Source organism: Glutamicibacter sp. NPDC087344 (assembly GCF_044744225.1).
Lineage (GTDB): Bacteria > Actinomycetota > Actinomycetes > Actinomycetales > Micrococcaceae > Glutamicibacter.
Genome location: NZ_JBIUXY010000005.1, coordinates 336,439 through 358,774, shown reverse-complemented (window position 1 = coordinate 358,774; position 22,336 = coordinate 336,439). Strand labels below are relative to the sequence as shown.

17 protein-coding genes and 2 riboswitches are annotated in these 22,336 nt (G+C 59.0%); of the genes, 12 read left to right on the top strand and 5 right to left on the bottom strand.

Annotated features, from left to right (window positions below; translation table 11 throughout):
* The first annotated feature begins 93 nt into the window (after positions 1 to 93).
* From ACIOWL_RS11695 to ACIOWL_RS11675, 5 genes are all read left to right on the top strand, one after another.
* Positions 94 to 1,488: a hypothetical protein gene (locus tag ACIOWL_RS11695; protein ID WP_400384988.1), complete on the top strand. Its 1,395-nt coding sequence runs from the start codon at positions 94 to 96 to the stop codon at positions 1,486 to 1,488.
* 117 nt (positions 1,489 to 1,605) lie between these two features.
* Positions 1,606 to 2,634, top strand: a complete 1,029-nt coding sequence (locus ACIOWL_RS11690; protein ID WP_400384985.1) for a WxL protein peptidoglycan domain-containing protein — start codon at positions 1,606 to 1,608, stop codon at positions 2,632 to 2,634.
* A gap of 258 nt (positions 2,635 to 2,892) precedes the next feature.
* A riboswitch (SAM riboswitch) is annotated at positions 2,893 to 2,981 on the top strand.
* A gap of 122 nt (positions 2,982 to 3,103) precedes the next feature.
* Positions 3,104 to 4,108: a methionine ABC transporter ATP-binding protein gene (locus ACIOWL_RS11685; protein WP_400384982.1), complete on the top strand. Its 1,005-nt coding sequence runs from the start codon at positions 3,104 to 3,106 to the stop codon at positions 4,106 to 4,108.
* Positions 4,105 to 4,800, top strand: coding sequence for a methionine ABC transporter permease (locus ACIOWL_RS11680; RefSeq protein ID WP_400384979.1), 696 nt, complete (start codon positions 4,105 to 4,107; stop codon positions 4,798 to 4,800). The genes ACIOWL_RS11685 and ACIOWL_RS11680 overlap by 4 nt, the downstream gene beginning before the upstream one ends.
* A gap of 27 nt (positions 4,801 to 4,827) precedes the next feature.
* Positions 4,828 to 5,739 (top strand): MetQ/NlpA family ABC transporter substrate-binding protein, encoded by a 912-nt coding sequence (locus ACIOWL_RS11675; protein WP_400384976.1) that lies wholly within the window; start codon positions 4,828 to 4,830, stop codon positions 5,737 to 5,739.
* 710 nt (positions 5,740 to 6,449) lie between these two features.
* Here ACIOWL_RS11675 and ACIOWL_RS11670 read toward each other — a convergent pair.
* The 4 genes from ACIOWL_RS11670 to ACIOWL_RS11655 all read right to left on the bottom strand — a co-directional run bounded on the left by ACIOWL_RS11670 (position 6,450) and on the right by ACIOWL_RS11655 (position 11,820).
* Complete coding sequence (locus tag ACIOWL_RS11670; RefSeq protein ID WP_400384973.1) at positions 6,450 to 8,114, bottom strand: amidohydrolase; 1,665 nt, start codon at positions 8,112 to 8,114, stop codon at positions 6,450 to 6,452.
* A 9-nt stretch (positions 8,115 to 8,123) separates the two neighbouring features.
* Positions 8,124 to 8,903, bottom strand: a complete 780-nt coding sequence (locus ACIOWL_RS11665) for an SDR family NAD(P)-dependent oxidoreductase (protein WP_400384970.1) — start codon at positions 8,901 to 8,903, stop codon at positions 8,124 to 8,126.
* A gap of 2 nt (positions 8,904 to 8,905) precedes the next feature.
* Positions 8,906 to 10,387, bottom strand: a complete 1,482-nt coding sequence (locus ACIOWL_RS11660) for an APC family permease (RefSeq protein WP_400384967.1) — start codon at positions 10,385 to 10,387, stop codon at positions 8,906 to 8,908.
* Positions 10,388 to 10,527: 140 nt separating this feature from the next.
* Positions 10,528 to 11,820: an aspartate aminotransferase family protein gene (locus ACIOWL_RS11655; protein WP_400384964.1), complete on the bottom strand. Its 1,293-nt coding sequence runs from the start codon at positions 11,818 to 11,820 to the stop codon at positions 10,528 to 10,530.
* Positions 11,821 to 11,887: 67 nt separating this feature from the next.
* Here ACIOWL_RS11655 and ACIOWL_RS11650 point away from each other — a divergent pair, with 67 nt between their 5' ends.
* Complete coding sequence (locus ACIOWL_RS11650) at positions 11,888 to 12,913, top strand: phosphotransferase enzyme family protein (RefSeq protein ID WP_400385128.1); 1,026 nt, start codon at positions 11,888 to 11,890, stop codon at positions 12,911 to 12,913.
* Between the two features lie 19 nt (positions 12,914 to 12,932).
* On the opposite strand, the gene ACIOWL_RS11645 is transcribed toward ACIOWL_RS11650, so the two are convergent.
* Positions 12,933 to 13,517: a TetR/AcrR family transcriptional regulator gene (locus tag ACIOWL_RS11645; protein ID WP_400384961.1), complete on the bottom strand. Its 585-nt coding sequence runs from the start codon at positions 13,515 to 13,517 to the stop codon at positions 12,933 to 12,935.
* A gap of 645 nt (positions 13,518 to 14,162) precedes the next feature.
* Positions 14,163 to 14,254: riboswitch (SAM riboswitch) on the top strand.
* Between the two features lie 121 nt (positions 14,255 to 14,375).
* Here ACIOWL_RS11645 and ACIOWL_RS11640 point away from each other — a divergent pair.
* The 6 genes from ACIOWL_RS11640 to ACIOWL_RS11615 are packed head-to-tail and all read left to right on the top strand — an operon-like array spanning position 14,376 to position 22,242.
* Positions 14,376 to 16,010, top strand: a complete 1,635-nt coding sequence (locus ACIOWL_RS11640) for an ABC transporter substrate-binding protein (RefSeq protein ID WP_400384958.1) — start codon at positions 14,376 to 14,378, stop codon at positions 16,008 to 16,010.
* A gap of 11 nt (positions 16,011 to 16,021) precedes the next feature.
* Positions 16,022 to 16,978 carry an ABC transporter permease gene (locus ACIOWL_RS11635; protein WP_400384955.1) on the top strand — a complete coding sequence of 319 codons (957 nt, stop codon included), beginning with the start codon at positions 16,022 to 16,024 and terminating at the stop codon, positions 16,976 to 16,978.
* Positions 16,979 to 16,992: 14 nt separating this feature from the next.
* Positions 16,993 to 17,880, top strand: a complete 888-nt coding sequence (locus ACIOWL_RS11630; RefSeq protein WP_400384952.1) for an ABC transporter permease — start codon at positions 16,993 to 16,995, stop codon at positions 17,878 to 17,880.
* A gap of 29 nt (positions 17,881 to 17,909) precedes the next feature.
* Positions 17,910 to 19,532: an ABC transporter ATP-binding protein gene (locus ACIOWL_RS11625; protein WP_400384949.1), complete on the top strand. Its 1,623-nt coding sequence runs from the start codon at positions 17,910 to 17,912 to the stop codon at positions 19,530 to 19,532.
* 44 nt (positions 19,533 to 19,576) lie between these two features.
* Positions 19,577 to 20,821, top strand: coding sequence for an acyl-CoA dehydrogenase family protein (locus ACIOWL_RS11620; RefSeq protein WP_400384946.1), 1,245 nt, complete (start codon positions 19,577 to 19,579; stop codon positions 20,819 to 20,821).
* Between the two features lie 2 nt (positions 20,822 to 20,823).
* Positions 20,824 to 22,242 carry an NtaA/DmoA family FMN-dependent monooxygenase gene (locus tag ACIOWL_RS11615; protein WP_400384944.1) on the top strand — a complete coding sequence of 473 codons (1,419 nt, stop codon included), beginning with the start codon at positions 20,824 to 20,826 and terminating at the stop codon, positions 22,240 to 22,242.
* The last annotated feature ends 94 nt before the right edge of the window (positions 22,243 to 22,336 follow it).

Here is a 22,336-nt window from a genome sequence, read left to right as displayed (position 1 = left end):
GTCAATCTGATACACATCACCGTCGGAACCCGCCAGGGTCCGACTCCATTCTACAAATCACTCGGAGGGGAAATGTCCGTAGGAAAGAACGGCATGACCAAAGTTCGTAAATCATTGGCACTGGCTGCCGCCGCTGGCGTTGCCGTGTCGATGGCAGTAGTTGCTGCTCCGGCTCAGGCCGCTGAGCAGTCAATCGACGGAGTCACGCTTACTTGGGGGTTCAACGCTGAAAGCGGCGCCGCAGGCTTCGCACCAGGCACCTGCAACTTCCTCTCGGCCGGTGTGGCCGGGAACAGTGGCTCCAGCCGCGTCTGGACCAAGGCCGATGGCTTCTACAAGGCTTCTGAAGGCAACGTCAGCATCATCAAGGACGGCCCAAACGGCGGCACCATGACCCCAGATTGGGATACCAAGTGCCAGACCGGTGACGGTTCGGCAGTCACCACCGGCACCGGTGCTAACCAGAAGGTCAGCAACAACAAGGTTGTGCTGAGCAACGGTACCGGCAGCGTTGATCCGGAAACTGGTGAGGCAACTGTTTCATGGACCGGTTCCTTCACCTCGGTGTTCTACAGCGGCATGACCTACTGGTCCGCTACCAACCCGGTTCTGACCGTCGCAGAAGATGGCACGGCAACGCTGAAGGCTACCGCTTCGGGCTACCAGGCTGATATGAATGACACCAGCAAGTGGATTGAGATCCCAGGCGAAGAGATCACTCTTGCTAACCTGAAGGGTGTCGAGCTGACGGAAGCAGGGTTTAACTCAACCCCTGAATACCTTGAAGTGGCGGCTCCATCCAGCGTCGCCCAGCAAAAGCCAGCTGGGATTTGGGGCTCGTTCCCAGCTGACTTCGTTGAGTTCCAGGGCAAAACCGGAACCCAGTCGTACTGGTTCTCCTCCGGTGGTGCTGCTGATGCGCGTAAGCCAACCACCGAGCTGAACGTGGCATGGGTAGCTGATTTCACCGTGCCAGTAGATCCAGAGCTTCCGGAGACTCCTCAGGTCGCCGAGTCCGAGGACGTAACGCTTGACGTGAACGTTCCTACGAAGCCGGTTGAGCCAGAAGAAAAGGAATTCAAGTGGAACATCGCAGGCAATAGCCTGAGCTTGGGTACCGCTGCTCAGCAGTCGATTGGTTTTGTTGCCAGCGGCACCTTGCCAGAGATCACTGTGAGCGATAACCGTGAAAACTCGAAGGGTTGGACCGTTACCGGTAAGACCACCGACTTCAAGGACGGCGCTAATACCTTCGGTGGCAACGGCCTGGGTTGGGCACCAAGCGGCACAACAACTGGTACCGGTGTAACCCTTGGTGCTTACGTAGTTCCAGGTAGCACCAACGGCCTGTCGGCAACCTCGACCATGGCTTCGGCTACCGGCGCCTCCACCGCAAAGCTGAACACCGGTGTGCACCTGCTGGCACCGACCGACGCTCCTGCCGGTGACTACACCTCGACCCTGACCGTTACCGCTATCCAGAAGTAACATCAGGCAGTAGTACCTAGCGGTGTCCGGCCAACCGACGGTTGGCCGGACACCGTATCACTTTCACGTTGACAGTTTGACTGCGACGACCACACCGCTTTACCCCGCAAGGAAAACATGTTTTCGAACCGCCCAGTCTCCCGTTCTAAAGCCGCACGGCTCATGATGGGCGCCGCCTGCGCTGCGCTTGTTGCCACGGCTACCGTTGCTGTGCCGGCAGCCCAAGCCGATGACATTTCGTGGGGGATCAACCCCGGCGGCGATGAGGATCGTTCAAGTTTTTCCTATGAGCTTGATCCGGGGGATAGCGTCGAAGATAGTTTTCAGATCACCAACTATGGTGTTAATCCGTTGGAACTCTCGGTGTACGGTGCCGACGGACAGACCTCGGCCAATGGTGCACTCGAACTCTTGCCAGCTTCGGAACCATCGCAAAACATCGGAGCTTGGCTGAAAGCGGATGAATCCACCGTTACCCTGGCCGCCGGTGAAGAAACGGAAGTCGATTTTACGCTGAGCATTCCCGAGGACGCGCAACCCGGTGACTACGTTGGCGGCATGATTTCTTCCTACATCGACTCCAGTTCGGGAGCCGCGGTTGCCGTTGACCAGCGACTGGCAACACAGTTGGCGGTGCGTGTTGGCGGCGAAGGAACCATGGCCCTGGGCATGGATAACGTTGATCTCAGCGCACCTATCGCCTGGAATCCTTTCGCGCCGGTCTCGGCGGATTTTGCGGCTCAGGTTACCAACGACGGAACCCTGCGTGCGCGCGGGAACTACACGGTCAAGATTTCAGGCTTGTTCGGTTTGGGCAGCAGTACTCAAACTATTGCGCTTGAAGAGATGCTTCCCGGTGCCACCGTGGATCTCGCATCGCAAGTTCCCGGGCTGTGGCCACTGATCTGGCAGCAGTATGAAGTCACGCTGACCCCGGAAGGCATTGATTCGGTTCCCGGAGAGCCGGTAGTCGTGAATGGCACGTTCTGGACCTTCCCAGCCGGATGGGTTGGAATCCTGCTGCTGATCATCATCGCGGTCGTAATTGTCGCGGTGGTCCGAAGTCGGAGATACGAGTACGTCTACGAAGACGAAGACGACGAAGCAGATGACGCGAAACCCACCGCCTCTGCCTCCCGCGAGTAGGAATTTATGATCAGCCCCAGCGATTCGCTGGGGCTTCCTACATTTAAGGACCTAGACGATATTCACGCTTGTCGCCAAGTACAGCCGTACCCTCGGCTTCTTTTAACGACACATGTCCTTTCGTGACGGAAAGTATTACGTATTTTCAGGCTAAAGAGGTCTGCAAAGTAGCAACATGACGAAGTTACTACGTAACTCTTGCGACTGATCAGACGCAAGTTACAGACTTGAAGAGTTCAAGCGATAAAGCAGAACACCACACCATCCAGAGCGACCGAGAGATCTGGCTCGAAGACGTCGCAGCAACCACCCCGCGGGGCCGGTGCTAAGGCCAGGACCGATGGAGCATTCACAATGACTCTGGCCCGTGCGCGGCTTCGTCCGTGCACAGTTCAGTTTGTTGATAGAGCTTCTAGGTGTAATCACCAGGGGAGAGCATGTACTCGTACTATCACGGAGGGAAAATCTCATGATTGAGATCAGGGATCTCCATAAACACTACGACTCAGCCCAGGGGCGGGTTGAAGTTCTCAAGGGTATCGATCTGAGTGTTGACGCCGGTTCCATTACCGCCGTCGTCGGGCCCTCCGGCGCCGGGAAATCGACACTCTCGCACTGCATCTCTCTGCTGGAGAAACCAAGCAGCGGCCAGATTCTAATTGATGGCAAGAACCTGACGTCCTTGTCGGGCAAGAGCCTACGCGCTGAGCGCCGCGCAATTGGGACAATCTTCCAGAACTCGGCCCTGCTGCGGCGGATGACCGTTGCAGAAAACGTTGCGCTTCCCCTGCGAAATCTCGGCGTGGTACACGGTGAGATGACCGACCGAGTAGCTGAACTGCTGGATCGTGTTGGACTGCTTGACCGCGCAAATTCGTACCCCGGCCAGCTCTCTGGCGGCCAACGGCAACGTGTCGGAATTGCTCGTGCGCTGGCACTGCGGCCGCGGTTGCTGCTGTCCGACGAATCGACCTCTGGTTTGGACCCGGAATCAACACAACAAGTGCTTGAACTGCTTGATTCGTTGCGTACCGATCTCGGTCTGGCAATCATCCTGATCACCCATGAGATGGACGTTGTCCGCCATGTCGCGGACAACGTTGCGCAACTCGATGGCGGCCGCATCGCCGAGTACGGACAGCTTCACGAACTGGTTGCCAACCCCGGTTCCGAGACCGGTTCAAAACTGTTGCCGTTGCGTGCGGAAAAATTGCCGCAGGGCTTCGCCTACTCAATGACCGTCGCCTACCTCAACGACCGTGTTGATCCAGCTTGGATTTCCAGACTGGGTATTGAGCACGGAATTCGTGTTGCCTTGCTTGGCGGTTCAGTCGAGGCGCACCATGACGGAACGCTGGGACGTATCAGCATTGGGGTCGAGGGCGCCGGAGCGGAGCAGGTCACCCAGATTCTGGCCGGATGGGGTCTGCGGGCCACGGTCCAGGAACACGAACGTGAAGAGGTTGCCGTATGAGGTTCCCATTCGAAAGCGCGGCAGTTGGCACGGATACCCCGTGGAATGAACTACTCGCCCTGCTCCTGCCGGCCTACGGTCAAACCTGGGCCATGGTGGGAATTGTTATGGCCCTGGTGATCAGCGTCGGTGGGCTGATGGGTGTTGCGCTCTACAACACGGACCGGCACGGACTGTTCCCGCGACCCAAGGTGCACGCAGTTCTCAGCTGGATTGCGAACATGGGACGTTCGCTGCCCTTCCTAGTTCTGATGGCAGCCATCATCCCGTTTACCAAATGGATCACCGGAACCACCATCGGCATTGCCGCCGCAGCGGTACCGATGACCATCGCCGGCATTCCCTTTTTCGCACGGTTGGTGCAGAACGCGCTTAACGACCTGCCAAAGGAGAACCTCGCGGTGGGTTTGGTAACCGGAGGCTCCCCAACGCAGATCATCGGAGCAACCCAGATCAGGGAAGCGCTGCCCGCGCTGGCCTCAGCGATCACGCTCAACACGATTTCCATGATCGAATATTCGGCCATTGCTGGAACCATCGGCGCCGGGGGTATCGGTTATCTCGCGGTGACCTACGGGTACCAGCGGTTTGATATGAACGTCATGCTGGCAACGATCGTGGCCCTGATCCTGACGGTTCAAATTGTCCAATTCCTCGGCGACCGCATTGCGCATGCACTGGCACGGCCGTAATCGCATCAACACGAACGAGTACAGAAAATGACTTCAACATATTCAGGCCACGACCATGGTTTTACCTTGCGCAAGAGCCGAAATCTGCTGCCTTGGAGTATTGCGGCGATCGCTACGATCCTCGCGGTTGTCCTGGGGGTGCTGCTTGGACAGCAACGAACCTCACCGGCGGTAGCGGCCGCCGAAGGAACCCAAACAAAGTTCGTGGTTCATTTTGAACCGGCCATGGCAGGTGAAGAAAAGATCCTCGACTACGTCGCTGAGAGTATCGCCCCGGACTACGGTGTGGAGATCGAGAAGATCGGTCTTCAAGACCCGATCCAGGCGAACCAGGCGGTGGCCAGCGGCCAATTTGATGCCACCATTTTTGAACACCAGTGGTACATGGAACAGTCCGCAGAAGCTGCAGGCGTGGAATTAACACCCACCGTGGAGCTCTACCAATGGGGTTTCGGCATGTACTCGACCAGGTACGACTCGGTGGATGCTCTGCCCAAGGGCGCAACACTGCTGCTCCCTAACGACGTGGCGAATCAAGGCCAGGCACTGTGGTTGTTGCAGCGCGAAGGATTCCTGAAACTGGATCCGGAGATTGAACCGCGAACCGCAAAAATGTCTGATGTGGTTGAGAACCCCCGCGGATTCGTGCTGAAGGAAGCTGACCTGTTGGCCATGCCTCGGATGCTGGACGACGTCGATGTTGCGATTGGCTACGTGTCGCAGTTTGACGCCGGAAAGATTGGCCGGGACAAGGGAATCTTGTTCCCGGAGCCGCCTAAGACCTTCGCGTCGCGGTTGATCATGGCCTCTGAATTCGCAGAAACCGCCGATGCCAAGAAACTGATCGAAGTATTCTCTGATCCACGCCTGCAGGAGTATTTGGAGACAACCGAAGACCCGTTGGTTCAAGGTGTCCTGACCAAGGTCTCCGACAGCTAACAACCGGTTTCGGTGTCATTGTTTTCTGTCGGATTCCTCCGTTAGGGTAGTGAATACCAGTCCCCCCGCCGCCTCTCACTGAAGCGCCCTGCGGGGGTCCTTTTTACCCACTGCCTGTGAATCTCTAGAAAACTTCTGCTTCAAGAAAGACCCTACGTAGGGGCCGTAGAGCGTAGGACCACAAACAATGCCGGTTACGTAGGTCTCCTCGCTGGCTGTTCATCAGGCTCCATGGTGGCTAAGCCGGTATGGAGCCTGTCACCGAGCTTCTGCTTGTCGGAGGGACCGTGGGACGAGACAGCTCTAGTGGCATAGTCGTGATCACCATTCCAGTGAGCAATCCGCACCGAGAAGATGGGACAGGCGGACAGCTCCCCTCATCCTCCGGTGAGGAAACTGCTAACAACGTAACGGGCTAGGCGGAACGAACCAAAGCACCCGCTCCGCGGGCGAGATGGCAGGGGTATGCTATCTGCGCTTAAAGCCAGTATCAATGACGCCCGGAGCATCCGAAAATTGCGTCGCAACGGAAGTTCCGGGCATCGTTTTGGCTGATTCAGGCACGAATCGCCATCACCTGTTGTTGAAGGGTAGTGAACGCGTGGCCCATGCGAAAACATAAAGAATCACCAACAAGCTGGACTTCTGATGTGACCATGACCCAAAGGTCAGATCTCCATCAGTAGCCAGCCTGTACTGGTGAGTGCCAACTAGACTGTGACGGCCGCGTAAACCTCGGTGCCTTCGAAGTACGTATGAAGTACCTTGGTGCCTGCGACCTCTGCCGGATCACAATCAACAATGTCTCGATCCAAAACGATGAAGTCTGCCGACAACCCGGCGCGCAGGGTGCCGGTGACATCTTCCAAACCCATGGCCTTGGCTGGGTTTTGAGTGAAGGCGGCGATCGCTTGGTGAATGTCCAACGCCTGATCCGGGTTCAATGCTCCCTCCACTTCGGGATCTGGGTTGCTGCGCGTCACCATGGTGGCAAGGCCGGTCCACGGATCCGGGGTAGGCGCCGCGCACGGCCAATCCGACCCTCCGCTGACCAAAGCACCGGCCGCCGCAAGGTCCTTCAGGACCCAGGAGCGGTCAAACACCTCGGCGGGAATCTGTTTGGCAATACTCTGCTGAATGACCGAGGGGAACCACAGATACGGCGAGGCATCGGGGACCACACCCAGGTCTGCGAAGCGTTGGACATCCGATTCATCAATGTACTCGGGGTGGGCGATCTGGAAGATCGGCGCGTCGCCGTGAATGGCGCGAATCTGCTCCACCGCATCCAGCACCGTGCGCACCGACGCGTCGCCGGTGGCGTGGAGCTTGGCATGCAACCCGCGCTGCACCAGGTCATCCAGCGAGCTCACGAGGTCTTCAAGCGACCACAAGGATTCTCCGGTGAAGTCAGCGTCGTGGTCATGGGCGGTGCAGCGGTAAGGGTTCAACATGGCGCTGGTCCGGGTCATCGGCACCCCGTCAAGGACGTACTTGGAGAAGCTCGGGCGTACATGCTCGCTGTGGTGCTGTTCTCCCACCTCATACAGTTCCGCCCCGGTAATTCCTGGCTCGATAAACGTGCGCGACGGCATCGAGGCCACCACATGAGCGGTCAGCTCTCCACGCTTGTCCAGATCATGCAGACCAGTCAGCGCGTAATCCATGGTGGCTGCTTCTTGCACCGCGGTAATGCCAAAGGAGTTCATGGTGGCTACCGCCGTGCGCAGGGCCGTGGTGCGGTAGGCCGCCGGGTCGCTGATGGATGCGTCCACGGCTTCCTCTGCAAGGCTACCGGCCAGCTCCCACAGCACCCCGGTCAGTTCCCCTGCATCATTGTGCACGTAGGTGCCGCCCTCGGGATTCGGGGTGCTGGCATCAACACCCATGATCTGCAGGGCACGGGTGTTGACCCAACGGTTATGCATCGAATCATCACGCAACAACACCGGGTGGCCCAACGAAGCCTCATCAAGCGCTCGCAGGGAGTCAACGTCCAGGTCATCCATGACGGTGGAGCCGACAATGCCGCCCACAACCCATTGGCCATCTTCCAGATCCGCCGCCCAAGCACGTACCTTGCCCAGGATTTCATCCAAGGTATCGGTGGGAAGCACGGGCAGTTCGAAGGCCTGTTGGCGTCCGCCAAGCCCCAGATGCGCGTGGACGTCTACCAGCCCCGGCATGACGAAACGGCCACCCAAGTCATGGACCGCGGCGCTCGCCGGGGCTGACTCGCGAACAGTTCCCTCATCTCCCACTGCACTGAGTTTGTTCCCGGACACCGCCAGGGCCTGGGCCCACGGGTTGCTGGCATCCCCGGTGTAAATACGTGCGTTGACGAAAATGTCAGTGATGCTGCTGGGTGTTGCCAAGGTGCACTCCTATGCTGGGAAGGACGAACGTCCGGTATAACCGAAATCTGACAAGAGGGTTTGGCCGTTAACCGCGCGGGCTTGGGCGCTGGATAGATAGGCGACGGACCAGGCGACATCACCGGGTTGTTGCAAGGGGAAGTCCGGATGATCCATGACGGCATCACCCAAGCCCCGCCGTGCCATCGGAGTATCGACGATTGACGGAGCCACGGAGTTGACCCGGATTCCGTAGTCATCGTAGAGCTCCACGGCCAACGCCCTAACCAACTGCACGGCAGCTCCCTTTGAAGCGTTGTAGGCCAACATGCCCGGTACCGCGACAAAACCGGAATCCGAACCAATGACCGTCACGGTGCCGGCGGTCGACTTCTGCAGAAAGGGGAGGGCCGACTGCACCGCATTAAACGTGCCAAGGACGTTGACCTCTAATACTTCACGGAACCCGGCCGCCGTAACCTCGGCGATGGAAGCACCCATTTCGCCTTCAATTCCGGCGCACAGCACCAGTGCGTCAATGCCGCCCAGATGGTCGGCCAATGCGGCGATTGCCTCCCGGGTCTGAGCATCATCTGCAACATCGGCAGCCGCGGTAGCTACCGACAGGGAATCGTTCTCACCGCGAAGCCGCGTCGCGGCCTGTTGCAACCGGGTGTGGGAGCGGGAAATCAGGCCGACGTGGCTGCCCTGATTGGCAAAGAGCCTGGCGCAGGCCAACCCGATCCCCGTGGCGCCTCCGGTAATCACAACACGCTGCGGTAATTTCAGTACGGCAGAGTCTGCGGACATCACTATTCCTTGCCGCTGTGGGTAGAAGTTTCGGCGTCAAGCGCCTCGTCGAACTTTTCGAGGTCATTGGACAGGTTGTTGTAGACCTCTGGCTTGTTGGACTTCAGGTACAGGCCGTAGAAGATGCCTCCCACCACGGCCGCCACCAAGATCCACGGCAGGGCCAGCACGTATGGCTCGTCCGAACCTGCAACGATTCCGAAGTTCACAATGGCCATGATGCTGAAGACCGCCAGGGCAATGAAACCGAGGCCCGGAGCTACAAAGGTGCGAATCCAGCGTGGGTCACGTTTTTTGCGGAAGTAGCAGACCACGGCCAGTGCGGCGATTGCCTGCACAATGATGATGGACAGGGTCGCAAAACCGAGCCCCACCGGAACCAGTGTGGCGATGGCTGGAATTTCGGGGAAGACGATGCGGAAAACCGCCGCGATGGCAAGGCCGAAAATCAGGTTCACCAGCAGCGCACGCTGGGGAACGCCCTTGTCGTTGGTTTTGGCCAGCCAGTGAGGCAAGACGTGGGCACGCCCCAGGGAGAACAGGTAACGGCCGGCCGAATTGTGGAACGCCAACTGGGCGGCGAAGAGGCTGACCACCACGAGGATCAAGGCAATCACCAGGCCAGCTGGGCCCAGGTAATCGCTGATCAGAACGAGCGACATGTCACCGGCGTCCAGGTGCTCTAGGGCGTTGTCTTGTGCCTGCTGCACACCCACCGCGCTGACGATCGCCCAGGCGGCGAAGGCGTGCATGAGGCCGATAACAACAATGGCCGTGTAGGTGGCCCGCGGGATGGTGCGCTGCGGGTTCTTGGCTTCCTCCCCGAACAGGGAGGTCGCTTCAAACCCGATGAACGCGGTGGCCGCCAGCAGCAAGCCAATCCACAATGAACCTCCGGTAATCACTCCGGGCGTGAAGATCGCTGCGTCAAAGCCGGTGCGAACCAGTACCGCGATGCCAAAGGAGAACACCATGATGATTTCGAGTACCAGCGCGACTCCGAGAACCACTGCACTGACGTGAATACCCGAGCGGGCCAGGAAGAACACCACCACAAACAACACCAGTCCGGTCCAGAACCAGTCCAGGGTGACCGCTCCGCCGGTCAATTCCGGCACCGCGACCATGCCGGCAAAAAAGCCGATGGTTCCCAAAGCCCCAGCCACGAAGGCGTTGTATCCAATGGTGGCAATCAAGCCGGTGATCAGGCCGGCGATTTTGCCAAGGCCCTTGACTGCGATGGCGTAGAAGCCGCCGGCGTTGGTCAGTTCCTTGGTGATTTGTGCATAACCTACAGAGAAGAACAGGAGCGCCAGCGCCACCAGCAGGATGGCAACGGGGATACCGCCGCCGTTGCCCAGGGCGATAGCCAGCGGGAGAACAACAACCAGCACGGTCATGGGTGCCACCGCGGCGAGCACCAAAAAGACGATTGAACCGACGCCAAGTTTGTTTTTGGCCAGTCCATTGGAAGACGATGACATGGGACTTCCTTTGCTATAAGGTCACAAGGACTTCAATTACTAAAGAGTGAAGCACATCACATACCCAAGTTTTAAGGCTTCACCGTGAGGTGTGCACGCAATGACAATGCGCAGGCACTCAAGCGCAACAGCGGGGTCATTCAGAGTGACCGAATGATTTTTGTCAGCTTTTTGATCAGGATTTCTGCATGCTGTTCTTCGAAGGCCAGCGGTGGGCGGATCTTGAGCACTTCATCGTTTCGCCCAACACGGCTGATGAGCACACCCTGGTGGTACATTTCCTCCACCACCTGCTTGGCGGTGGTTGGGTCCGCCTCCCCGGTGTCTGGGTCGGTGAAGCGCATGCCGGCGAACAAGCCATCGCCGCGTATCTCATCAAAGCGGCTGATTCCCGCCAGCTCGCGAGTGAGTTCACTCTTGAGGAAGGCCCCGGTGGCGGTGGCGCGTTCGCGCAGGCCTTCATCTGCCATGACGTCAAGGACCGCATGCCCGGCCGCGGAGGAGACCGGGTTGCCGGCAAAGGTATTAAAGAACATGTTGGCTGCGCCGAAGTCTTCAAGAAGATCGTGACCCATGATGGTGGCACCGATGGGATGCCCGTTGCCCATGGGTTTGCCCATGGTGACAATGTCCGGGGTGACGTTGAAGAGTTCGTGCCCCCACATGAATCTGCCGACGCGTCCGAAACCGGATTGGACCTCGTCGGCAATGTAGAGTCCGCCGGCCTGCCGGACACGCTGGATCAGACCCTCAACGTATCCCGGTGGCACCTTGACCAGTCCCTCGGTGGAGAACAACGGATCAAAAAGTGTTGCGGCGACACCGAATCCCGCTTCTTGCAGGGAGGCGATCGCGGTATCAACCTCGGAGAGTGCCTCGGCGAGCAGTTGCTGGGCTTCCTGCTCCGTGAGGCCGGTCGCGTCGGGGATGCGGATGGTGCGCACGTTTTCACCCATGGGTTCGCTGGTGGCCAGCCCTGTAGTGGCCTGCGCGAGCGTGAGTGTGGTGCCGTGATAGCTGTAGTCGCTGAAAATCAGTCCGGTGTTCCCGCTGCGGAATCTGGCGAGGCGGATGGCGAGCTCATTGGCTTCGGAACCGCTGTTGCCAAAGGAGACTCGATCCAGGTCTGGATGCAGCGTTGCGAGCAGCGCTTCGGCGTAGTCGACCACGCGATTATTGACGTAGCGGGTGTTCAGGGAGAGCTTGCGCATCTGCTGCGAAACCGCGTTGGCGATAGCCGGGTGGGCGTGGCCAACATGGGGCACGTTGTTGTAGGCGTCGAGAAAACGTCGGCCATTGACCGCGCGTAGCCACACACCTTTGCCACTGACCAGTTCCAACGGATCGTTGTAAAACATGGGGGAGTGGGTTCCAAGCACGGCTTTGCGACGAGCAATAAGATCCGGGGTGGCGTTTTGAGTTGAATGCTGCATTATTTGTCCTTGTGTGATCCTGATCTCTTTAGCTAATATCGTACACGGTGAGTAATTTTTGAACAATGTGTTCAGGAATTCTAATAAAAAGGAGTCTAAAGTGTTATTGACTAGGGAAAATTCGGTAGTTCTTGCTCGTCTTGCTCTCGTGGAGTTTGGCTACGATCCGGAAACCGTTGACCTTCAGTTCGTCAAAATGCGGGAAAACACCGTGTTTCGCGCGGAGACTCCCGATGGTTCCATTGCCCTGCGATTGCACCGACCGGGCTATCGAACGCATGAAGAAGTTAAGGCCGAGTCTGACTTCATCGATCTCCTGTCTCGGGAGGGCTTCCCCGTCGTGCACCTGGTGGAAGCGGCAAACGGTCACCGTGCAGTGACCGTCAGCGATGGTGAAACTGAAGTGATTGTTGATGCCCAGCGGTGGTTGGAAAACTCCCGGCAGCTTGGCCAAACCGAGGGAGCCGAAGAGGCGAGCCCGTTGTTGCCGGAGCACTTTGAAACCATGGGGGCGCTGGCGGCGCGCATGCATAATGTTGCCGAACGTCTTGGTGGGGCCGGAAAGTTTCCCCGAGTCCCTTGGGATTGCGAGGCGATTATTGGTCCGGACGCTCTGTGGGGAGACGCGCTCAGCGCGCCGGGTCTAGATGCCGGCGCGACAGGGCAGCTGCAGCGGGCACGGGAAATCATGCGGGATCAGTTCAAGGCTTTTGGGACCGAGCCATCGGTCTACGGCGTGATCCACGCAGACTTCACCCCTGAAAACGTTTTGGTTTCCGGCGATGAATTTGTTGTGATCGATTTCGATGATTTTGGTGATGGATGGTATCTCTTCGACCTGTCCACCGTGCTGTTTTTCTTTGTGGAGAACGAGTTGTACCCGGATTACCGAGAAGCCTTGTTACGCGGGTACCGAACCGAGCGGGACCTGAGCCAACACGAAGAGCAATTGCTTGATCTCTTTTTGCTCGCGCGGGGTTTCACTTACCTGGGATGGGCCGCGACGCGCCCCGAAACTGCGACCGCCCAGTTCTTGATCGCTGAAATCGTTCCGCTGGTCGTGCGCATGGCGACGGACTTGGGCGCGGAGTAGCCCTGGCTCTTCGACAGTGTTAATTCGCTTCAGTTAACAGTGCATTGCAGGTGCGTCGCAAGGCCCGCAGCAGACCATCGGCCTGCTCTGGGTGCTCCGCGGTCACGGAGGCAATTTCACGCAGCGCCCCGGAGACCAAAACTGCGATTTCTTCAACGGGTGCGTCGGCCGGCAGAGTTCCGTCGTTGCGTGCCTGACGAAGATCTTCAAGCAGCATCTGTTTGAAGTGCGATGAGGCCTGACCGGTCACGCCACTGAGCGGGCCGAACGTGGCCGTGCCGATGCGCGCGTAAAAGCGACCTTCCGGGGTTGACGCAATGTCCACCAGCGCAGTAGCTAAAGCGATGATTCGTGCCGTGGCACCAACTTGCTGGTCGCGGCGTGCCGAACCATCGGCATCTAGCAGGTTGCCAATTCGAGTGTAGGCTTCACGAACCAGCTGCTCATGCCCATCAGGGAAATACGTATAAACGGTTCCACGGGATACCCCCGCGTGTTTAGCGACCTCTTCAATGGTGATGCTGTCAAAGGACTTCTGACCGAGCAGCAGCGACATTGCCACGAGGATGTCAGTGCGAGTGCGCTGACGATTGCGTTCACGCAAACTTAGAGGCTCGTGGGACACAGCTGCACTTTCGGGACGAAGATAAATTGGAAGTAGTAGGGATTAGTTAATCATACGAATCAGGTCGTCCCTCTTTTGGTCAGGCACCTATGGGAATCCGTGGATACTCGAATGCCTCCCATTCGGTGGAGGCCAACGGCTAATCTGATTCCCCGAGCTCTGGACGCCGTGGACCGCGGGGCGGTCCGTAGGGCGGTTGATGTCCGAAAGCTGACCGAGCGATTTTCTGATCCATAACTTGCAGGAGCATTCGGGGGTAGTCGATGCGCCCTTGGTCCAGGGTCACCTGAGCATAGTCTTCGAGAGCGAATTGCCGGTTTCCGTGGCTTGCGGACTCAACTTCACTTTTGCGTTTGTGACGCAGCACCCACTCTCTGTGAACTGGTGTTGGAGACTGTCTTCTTTAAAGTCGGGTCATTAAGGACTATCGATAGCCACTAGCGCAAGGGAAAAATCTTCAGTGCGACACAAAACGACTTGTGACGAACTGTGACACCTAGTGTGACGTGATGACGGCGTGTTATCGCTTGGAATATGACTTCATGACGCGGACTTTACGTAACGCTTGGCTGGCACCCGCAATGGGTTGCACACTTGAATTGTTCGGCAGGTTAGCCGAACACCACACCATCCAGAGCGACTGAGAGACCTGGCTCGCAGACGTCGCAGCAACCACCCGAAGCAGGGAGCGGTGCTAAGGCCAGGACCGATGGAGATTGCTAGATTCCACAACGGTCCTTCGCGGGCGGAGCTATGCCTTCCCGCAGATCCTCAACAAAGGATCGTTGAGTATTCATGCGTAATCCTCGGGTCACATACCGAGAGGAACACACGAAGATGCGTATTTCGCACCTGAGCTTGAAAGCAGCGGCCCTGGCCGCCGTATTGGGACTAACCCTGACCGCCTGCGGTGGCAATGCAGATTCTGCTACCCCAGCAGAAGGTTCGCCGGCGGCGGCCGGTGAACCGGTAGAGGGCGGCACCTTCACCTTTGCCGAAGTTACCCCGATCAATAACTGGCAGACCCAGGCCGCTCGTTTCTACGAGAAGGCCAACGTGCTGAATTCGGTCCTGGACCGCCTGACCTACTATGACGTTGAGTCCGGCAAGCTCGTGGGCTGGATTGCCGACGATTTTGAGGCAAACACCGAGCAGACCGAGTTCACCTTCACCATTCGTGACGGAGTGACCTTCTCTGACGGCACCGCACTGGATGCGCAGGCGGTCAAGCTTAACCTTGATGCACTGGGTCTGGGCATCGAATCCGCTCAGATCGCACCAAACGTGGACTTCAGCGCATACAAGTCGGCTGAAGTTGTAGGCGATAACCAGGTCAAGGTGACGCTCAAGCGTCCGGACGCCAACTTCCTGCGTGCCACCTCCTCGGTCACCGCCGGCCTGGTTTCCCCGGCAACGTTGAAGCTGGACAACGCCGGACAGTCGGCGATTGCAAAGATCGTCGGATCCGGACCGTTTGTTTTCGAGTCGGAAAAGCCGGACGAAGAAGTTGTTTTCACCAGCCGTGACGACTACGCCTGGGCCCCGGAAACCGCAGCGAATCAGGGGGATGCCTACCTTGATTCCCTCGTGGTCAAGTACCTGCCAGAAGTTGCCAGCCGCGCCGGCGCCGCCCAGTCAGGCCAGGTCGACCTGGTCCGCGGCCTGCAGCCGGTTGATGAGCAGGTGCTCACCGCCAACGGCGGCCAGGTATTCGCCGCTCAGGGTGTTGACCTGACAACCAACCAGGCAGCGGTGCGTATCGGCTCCGGCAAGCTTGCCGACCCGAAGGTTCGCCAAGCACTCCAGGTCGGAATCGACCGTCAGGCCATCAAGGACACCGTGCTTTCGGACAGCTACGTCATTGCCGGATCGATCTTGAACCACAAGGCGCCGGGATTTGTTGATTTGTCCGCAGATCTTGCCTACAACCCGGAGAAATCCAAGCAGCTGCTCGACGAAGCGGGCTGGACCGTAGGGGCGGACGGCGTGCGCGAAAAAGACGGAGAGAAGCTGGAAATCACCGTTGCCAGCTCGAACAACTCCGTTGTCATCAAGCCGGCATTCGAATTGATCGAGCAGCAGTGGCGCGACCTCGGCGTGAAGCTGGTCAACCGCGCTGCCGACAATACCTTCCTGGTGAATGCGCTGGTTGACGACCAGATTGAGTTCTTCGGTACCCGGCAGTTCGCCCTTGGCGGCCTCGGCCCGGTCTACGCGCCGGCCAACAACACCCAGACACTGAACTCCGACGAAGAGCTGAACGAGCTCTTCGCCAAGGAGCAGGCGGCCACCAGCGAAGAAGAACACCTGAAACTGATCGAGGAAGAACAGCGTGCACTGGTCCTGGACAAGGCGCTGACCCTGGTGCTCTGGGACGAAGTCCAGGTGTACGGTGCCAGCGACTCGGCGCACGTTGAATTCACCTCCGGCACCGCACCAATCTTCCAGGGCGCCTGGAAGAGCGAAAACTAGGAGTTATTGCCATGGGCGGATACATAGCCAAGCGTGTTGGCCAGGCCCTGCTGGTGATCTGGCTGGCCTACACCGTTGTGTTCATCGCGGTACAGTCGCTTCCCAACGATCCGGTGACCATCTTCTTGAACTCGGATTCGGCAGCTGACCCGGCGACCATCGCGCAGATGAAGGCGTACTACGGATATGACCAGCCGGTTTTGTCCCAGTACTTCACCCAGCTGTTCGGTTTGCTGCGCGGGGATCTGGGATACTCGCTATCCAGCGGCTCTGAGGTATCCGCCCGTATTGGCGAAATCGTCGGTTCAACGTTGATCCTGGCCGGCTCGGCATTCGTGGTTGCGGTGGTTTTCGCCGTGGCGCTCACCGCTGCAGCCAGCCTGGCCCGCAGCGCCAAGCTGCGCAACCTCCTGCTGAACCTGCCGCCGCTCATGGTCTCAATTCCCGTCTTCTGGCTGGGTTTGGTCCTGCTGCAGTTGTTGGCCGTGCAGCTGGGGGTGATGTCGCTGTTCCCGGATGATTCCTTCCTGTCGCTCGCGGTGCCGATCTTCGTTTTGGCAGTCCACCTGAGCGCACCCATTGCACAGGTGCTCATCAAGAGTGTGCAAGAAGTGAACACCCAACCATTTGTGGATGTGCTGCGGGCCAAGGGAGCCAGTGAATCCTGGATCTTCTACCGCCACACCTTGAAGAACGCGGCACCAGCGGCGCTGTCGATCGCCGGTATCACCATTGGCACCCTGTTGGCTGGTTCGGTGATCACCGAAACAGTTTTTGCCCGCGCCGGACTCGGGCAGCTGATTCTCCAGGCAGTGACGGTGCAAGACATCCCGCTGGTCCAGGGTTTGGTGCTGCTCACGGCCATCGTGTTCACCGGAGTCAACCTGCTGGTTGACCTCATCCATCCGAAGCTCGACCCACGCATTATCACCGCCCGCTCGGGTTCGCCCCGTGCACTTGCGGCCTAGGGAAAGAAAAGATCATGAGTCTTCTGGCAGATAATGTCGATACGACCGTTGAGTCCCCGAACGCCCAGCAAAAGCCGAAAAACTCGTCCTCAGGTGCCGCAACGGTACGCCGCTGGCTGGCACGGTGGTGGGTATTGATTCCGCTGGCAATCATGCTTGCGTGGGCATTCGTCCCGGCACTTTTCTCCGGCCATGACCCGATCACCGGTGTGCCTGCCGACAAACTGATGGGACCGAGCGCGCAACACCTGTTCGGCACCGATCACCTGGGCCGTGACGTATTCTCCCGTGTTGTCTACGGGACCAGGCAAACTCTGCTCACCGCCGGGCTTGCCTGCCTGATTGGCAGCATTATCGGATCGGTCCTGGGACTTCTTGCCGGTACCGCCGGACGTTTCGCAGACAGCGTGGCCATGCGGTTGGTGGATGTGATCCTGGCAGTTCCAGCCTTCCTGATCGCACTGATCCTGGTCACCGCAACCGAACCGGGCCCGCTATCCTTGGGGATCGGTGTCGGTATTGCCTCCATCGCGGCCTTCGCCCGGCTGGTGCGCACCGAGGTTCTCCGCGTGCGTTCCAGGGACTTTGTGCAGGCCGCGCTCATGAGCGGCGGCAAGTACTTCACTGTTCTTCGCCGCCACATCATTCCCCATGTCATCGGCCCGGTGCTCTCTTTGCTGGCGGTTGACCTCGGGGCAGCCATTCTGGCAATTTCCGGTTTGGGATTCCTCGGCTTCGGTTCGCCGCCGCCAACCCCGGAGTGGGGTCTGCTGATCTCCGAAGGAAGGCAGTACCTCTCGGTGGCCTGGTGGTTAACCACGCTGCCAGGTTTAGTCATCGTTGCCGCGGTGATGCTGATGGCCACCCTTGGCCGCGCAATTAACAAAACCTTCCGTTTCTAGCACCGCTACCAGGCCGAACAGAGAAACCCATGAATACCTCACAGAACGCTGCTACTCCGGTGGTCCGCATCGAAGACCTGAGGGTTGAATACGCGCAGGGAACCATCGCGGCGGACAACATCAATCTAGAGATCCCCGGTGGCCAGATCGTGGCCATCGTCGGCGAGTCCGGTTCGGGCAAGTCCACCTTGACCAAGTCATTGATCGGGCTGCTTCCGCAGGGGACCAAGAGCACCGGCAGCATCCGTTTTGGCGGCACCGAAGTGACAACCTTCGATGTCCATCAGTGGCGCAAGATCCGCGGTGCCGGTATTGGTTTGGTTCCGCAGGATCCAGGCGCGTCCCTGGACCCGGTAAAAACCATCGGCTCCCAGGTTATCGAGGTTTTCAGGCTGCACCCAAGCCGTTCGGTTCCCAAAAGCCAGTGGCGTTCCAAGGCCATTGAACTGCTGGAAAGCGTGGGGATCGATCGCGCGGAAAGCCGGCTGTCGCAGTACCCGCATGAGCTGTCCGGCGGGCTGAAGCAGCGTGTGCTGATCGCCATCGCTTTTGCCCTGAACCCGCAGCTGCTGATTGCCGACGAGCCAACCAGCGCGCTGGATGTCACCGTGCAGCGAACCGTGCTGGAAATTTTTGTGTCGCTGGCCCGCAAAAACGGGACCACGGTCCTGTTTGTCACCCACGACCTGGCGGTGGCCACCGATATCGCGGACCGTGTGCTGGTGATGAATTCCGGGCGCATTCTCGAAGACCGCAGCGTCAAGGAGCTGGTCTCGGAAAGCACCGACCCGTATACCAAGGCACTGCTGGATCAGGCCTATGCCACGGCGAATCAGCAAGAAGCCCGGAGCACCGAAGACATCGCGATTTCCGTCAACAACCTGAGCAAGGTTTTCGGCAAGGGAAACAACGCGCATACCGCGGTGTCTTCCGTATCCTTCGACGTGGCCCGCGGAACCACTTTTTCCCTGGTGGGAGAGTCGGGGTCGGGCAAATCCACCACCGCGAAAATCATTATGGGCCTGCTCGAAGCCAGCGGGGGAGAGGCCTCGGTCAATGGCACAGATGTGAGCAACATCGGAGGCAAACAGCGTTACGCGTTGTGGCGCGAAGCCCAGCTTGTGTACCAGAACCCGGACTCGGCGCTTGACCCGCGGCAACATGTTGAATCGATTATTGCCGAGCCGATGGTCAATTACCGGTTGGGTGACGCCAGCTGGCGGCGTGCCCGGGTCGCCGAGCTCATGGAGCAGGTGAACCTGTCGCCGGAACTGGCTGCCAAACGACCCGGTGAACTTTCCGGAGGCCAGCGCCAACGTGTGGCGATTGCCCGCGCGCTGGCCAGCGGGGCCAAGATCCTGGTGCTTGACGAGGCGCTGAGCGCGCTGGATGTGTTGACCCAGGAGCAGATCCTGGAACTTCTGGACAAACTGCAACGCGAGGAAAACCTGACCTACCTCTTCATTTCCCATGATCTGCACGTGGTTGAGCGTATTAGCCACCAGGTCGGTGTGATGCGCGGAGGCCAGCTGGTGGAAACCGGGACGGTTGCCGAAGTTTTCTCCGATCCGCAGCACGAATACACCCGAACCTTGCTGGCGGCGAACCCCGGCCATGTCCTGCGCGAACTGGCTGATACACGCAGTATCTGATCTTTGACGAACCACTTGTTTCACGAATTTCCGAAAGAGATATTATGAGCACCGACGCCTTGGGCGCCACCCAGACCATCACCGCACCATACGGCAGCGAAGCCGCCTACGCGCAGCTGTCCCAACGATTCGCGGACGTTTTCGCGCGCATCGCCGAAGGCGCCCGGGAACGTGAACAGAACCGCGTTTTGCCATTCGAACAAGTCCAGTGGCTGAAAGACGCCGGGTTCACCACCCTGCGTGTCCCGGCGGCCCATGGCGGCCACCCGGTTAATCATGAGCACCTGTTTCGTTTGCTGATTGAACTTGCGGCCGCCGATTCAAACGTTGCGCACCTGTTGCGCAGCCACTTCTCCTTTGTCGAAACCATTGCCCTTCAGCCCCAGGAATTCCAGGACCGCTGGTTCCCTCGGGTGCTGGCCGGTGAGATCTTTGGCAATGCCGCCACCGAACGCGGCGGCAATGCACTGGGCAGCACCAACACCAAACTGATCCGTACGGATGCCGGATGGGTGCTGCGCGGCGAAAAGTACTACACCACAGGCTCCATCTTTGCCGACTGGGTGGTTGTCATGGCGACAACCGACGGTGTTGATGGACGCCAGTACGCGGTGATTGACCGCCACTCCCAGGGGGTTGAAATCCTCGACGACTGGGACGGGTTCGGCCAGCCGCTGACCGGTACCGGCACCGCAATCTTCACCGATGTTCCGGTGGAAGAAGAGAACATCATCCAGCGCAAGATCGCTTCGACACTGGAACCGGCGTTTTTCCAGCTCTGCCTGCTCTCGGTTTTGGTGGGTATCGGCAAGGCCGCCCGCAACGAAGCCGCACACATCGTGGCAACCCGCACCCGCACCTTCAACACCGGCTCCGGGGCGCTGTTCAAGGATGACCCGCAGATCCAGGAGCTTGTGGGTCGTTTGGCCTCCAACGTGTTCGCCGCTGAATCGATTGTGGTTTCGGCCGCCCGCGACCTCGACGCGGCACTGGACCCTGAACTGGGACTGGATGAGGAAAGCGCATTTATCCGCGCTGAGCTCGCCGTGCAGCAGGCCCACGTTGCGACCCCGAAACTGATACTGGATGCGACCAGCGAACTATTCGACGTCACCGGCGCCTCGGCGGTCTCCACTTCCAAGTCCTTGGACCGCTACTGGCGCAACGCCCGAACCGTTGCCACCCACAATCCGGTTGCTTTCAAGGCCCGCTCGGTGGGCGACTACTTCATCAACGGAACCATCCCGACGGGTCTGCATTCCATCGGCGAAGCTAAAGGAGCAAAATAATTATGGGAACTTTTGATCAGCGGCCACGTTTCCTCCTCTCGGCATTCTTGATGAACACCTCCAGCCACATCCTGGGCGGTATGTGGCGGCACCCGAAGGCCGAACAGCACAAGTTTAATGAGCTTGCGCTGTGGGTCGACCTTGCCAAGAAGCTGGAAGACGCCAAGTTCGACAACATGTTTTTCGCCGACGTGGTGGGCCTCTACGGGGATCACGAAGGCGGCTGGGCTTCGCTGGTACGCAAGGGAATGCAGGTCCCAAGCCACGACCCGCTGGTACTGCTTTCGGCGCTGTCAGCGACGACCGAGAACATCGGGTTGGCCATGACCAGCTCGGTGGTCCAGGCCCACCCGTTCCAGTTCGCCCGCCAGCTAACCACCCTGGACCATGTGTCCAACGGGCGCGCGGCCTGGAACATTGTGACCAGTGTTTTGGAGAACTCGCACCGCAACTTCGGCGGCGAGAGCCTGGTGGCCCATGACGACCGATACGCGTGGGCAGAAGAATACGTGGAAGCCGCCTACAAGCTCTGGGAAGGCTCATGGGAGGACGACGCGCTGCTGGCGGACAAGGAATCCGGCATCTACGCGGACCCTGCGCGCGTGAATAAAATCAATCACCGCGGGCAGCTGTATTCAATCGACGGGCCGCATCAGGCCCTGCCCAGCATCCAACGCACCCCGTTCCTCTTCCAGGCTGGTTCGTCAACGCGTGGTTCGCAGTTTGCCGCCACGCACGCAGAGGCGACCTTCTTGTTCGCCCCGCACCCGGAGTACGTGGCCAAAAAGAACGCTCAGTTGATTGGCAATCTTGAAGCCGCCGGACGCAGCCGCGACGATATCAAGGTCTTCGCCGGGCTCTCCTTCGTGGTTGGTTCCACCGAAGCGGAAGCCAAGGCGCTGGAAGCCGAATACGACCAGTACCTGGATCCGCACGCCATCATTGCGCACATCGGCGGCGGAATCGGTGTTGACCTCGGCGGACGAGACCTGGACACCCCGCTGGGAGAGATCAAGACCGAGGGCGCCCAAGGTGTGCTCGAAGCGGCCATTGCCTCCACCCCGGGTGGCAATCCAACATTGCGCGACCTGGCCCACTACCGGGCCAAGGCGCAGCAGATTGTCGGAACTCCGGAACAGATTGTTGATGAGCTTGAACGCTGGCAGGACGCCGGCATTGACGGGCTGAACATCATGAACCACATCCTGCCCGGCTCCTACGACAACTTTATCGAAGGGGTTCTTCCAGAGCTTCACAAACGCGGTCTGGCCCAGCGGGAGTATGCTCCGGGCAGCCTGCGCCAGAAGTTCTTTGGGCGCGGTGACAAGCTTCCGCAAAATCACCCGGCGGCGCAGTACCGCGGGGTGTTCTCCGAGCTCTCAGCGGCGAATACCGAGGTGAGCCTGCAGGAGCAGGTCTAATTCTGAAACCCAGGAGGCGGCTGGCGGGAGAGTTCCCGACAGCCGCCTCCTGGCCGTTTAACGCTCGAATTCCTAGCATCTGCTTTTCGGGCGT

What these genes read in the sequence shown, in the direction of transcription:
- ACIOWL_RS11615 (WP_400384944.1), top strand. Translation starts at nt 20,824, where the DNA reads ATGGGAACTTTTGATCAGCGGCCACGTTTCCTCCTCTCGGCATTCTTG.
- ACIOWL_RS11680 (WP_400384979.1), top strand. Translation starts at nt 4,105, where the DNA reads ATGAGGTTCCCATTCGAAAGCGCGGCAGTTGGCACGGATACCCCGTGG.
- ACIOWL_RS11660 (WP_400384967.1), bottom strand. Translation starts at nt 10,387, where the DNA reads ATGTCATCGTCTTCCAATGGACTGGCCAAAAACAAACTTGGCGTCGGT.
- ACIOWL_RS11625 (WP_400384949.1), top strand. Translation starts at nt 17,910, where the DNA reads ATGAATACCTCACAGAACGCTGCTACTCCGGTGGTCCGCATCGAAGAC.
- ACIOWL_RS11640 (WP_400384958.1), top strand. Translation starts at nt 14,376, where the DNA reads ATGCGTATTTCGCACCTGAGCTTGAAAGCAGCGGCCCTGGCCGCCGTA.
- ACIOWL_RS11655 (WP_400384964.1), bottom strand. Translation starts at nt 11,820, where the DNA reads ATGCAGCATTCAACTCAAAACGCCACCCCGGATCTTATTGCTCGTCGC.
- ACIOWL_RS11620 (WP_400384946.1), top strand. Translation starts at nt 19,577, where the DNA reads ATGAGCACCGACGCCTTGGGCGCCACCCAGACCATCACCGCACCATAC.
- ACIOWL_RS11635 (WP_400384955.1), top strand. Translation starts at nt 16,022, where the DNA reads ATGGGCGGATACATAGCCAAGCGTGTTGGCCAGGCCCTGCTGGTGATC.
- ACIOWL_RS11685 (WP_400384982.1), top strand. Translation starts at nt 3,104, where the DNA reads ATGATTGAGATCAGGGATCTCCATAAACACTACGACTCAGCCCAGGGG.
- ACIOWL_RS11690 (WP_400384985.1), top strand. Translation starts at nt 1,606, where the DNA reads ATGTTTTCGAACCGCCCAGTCTCCCGTTCTAAAGCCGCACGGCTCATG.
- ACIOWL_RS11695 (WP_400384988.1), top strand. Translation starts at nt 94, where the DNA reads ATGACCAAAGTTCGTAAATCATTGGCACTGGCTGCCGCCGCTGGCGTT.
- ACIOWL_RS11675 (WP_400384976.1), top strand. Translation starts at nt 4,828, where the DNA reads ATGACTTCAACATATTCAGGCCACGACCATGGTTTTACCTTGCGCAAG.
- ACIOWL_RS11630 (WP_400384952.1), top strand. Translation starts at nt 16,993, where the DNA reads ATGAGTCTTCTGGCAGATAATGTCGATACGACCGTTGAGTCCCCGAAC.
- ACIOWL_RS11665 (WP_400384970.1), bottom strand. Translation starts at nt 8,903, where the DNA reads ATGTCCGCAGACTCTGCCGTACTGAAATTACCGCAGCGTGTTGTGATT.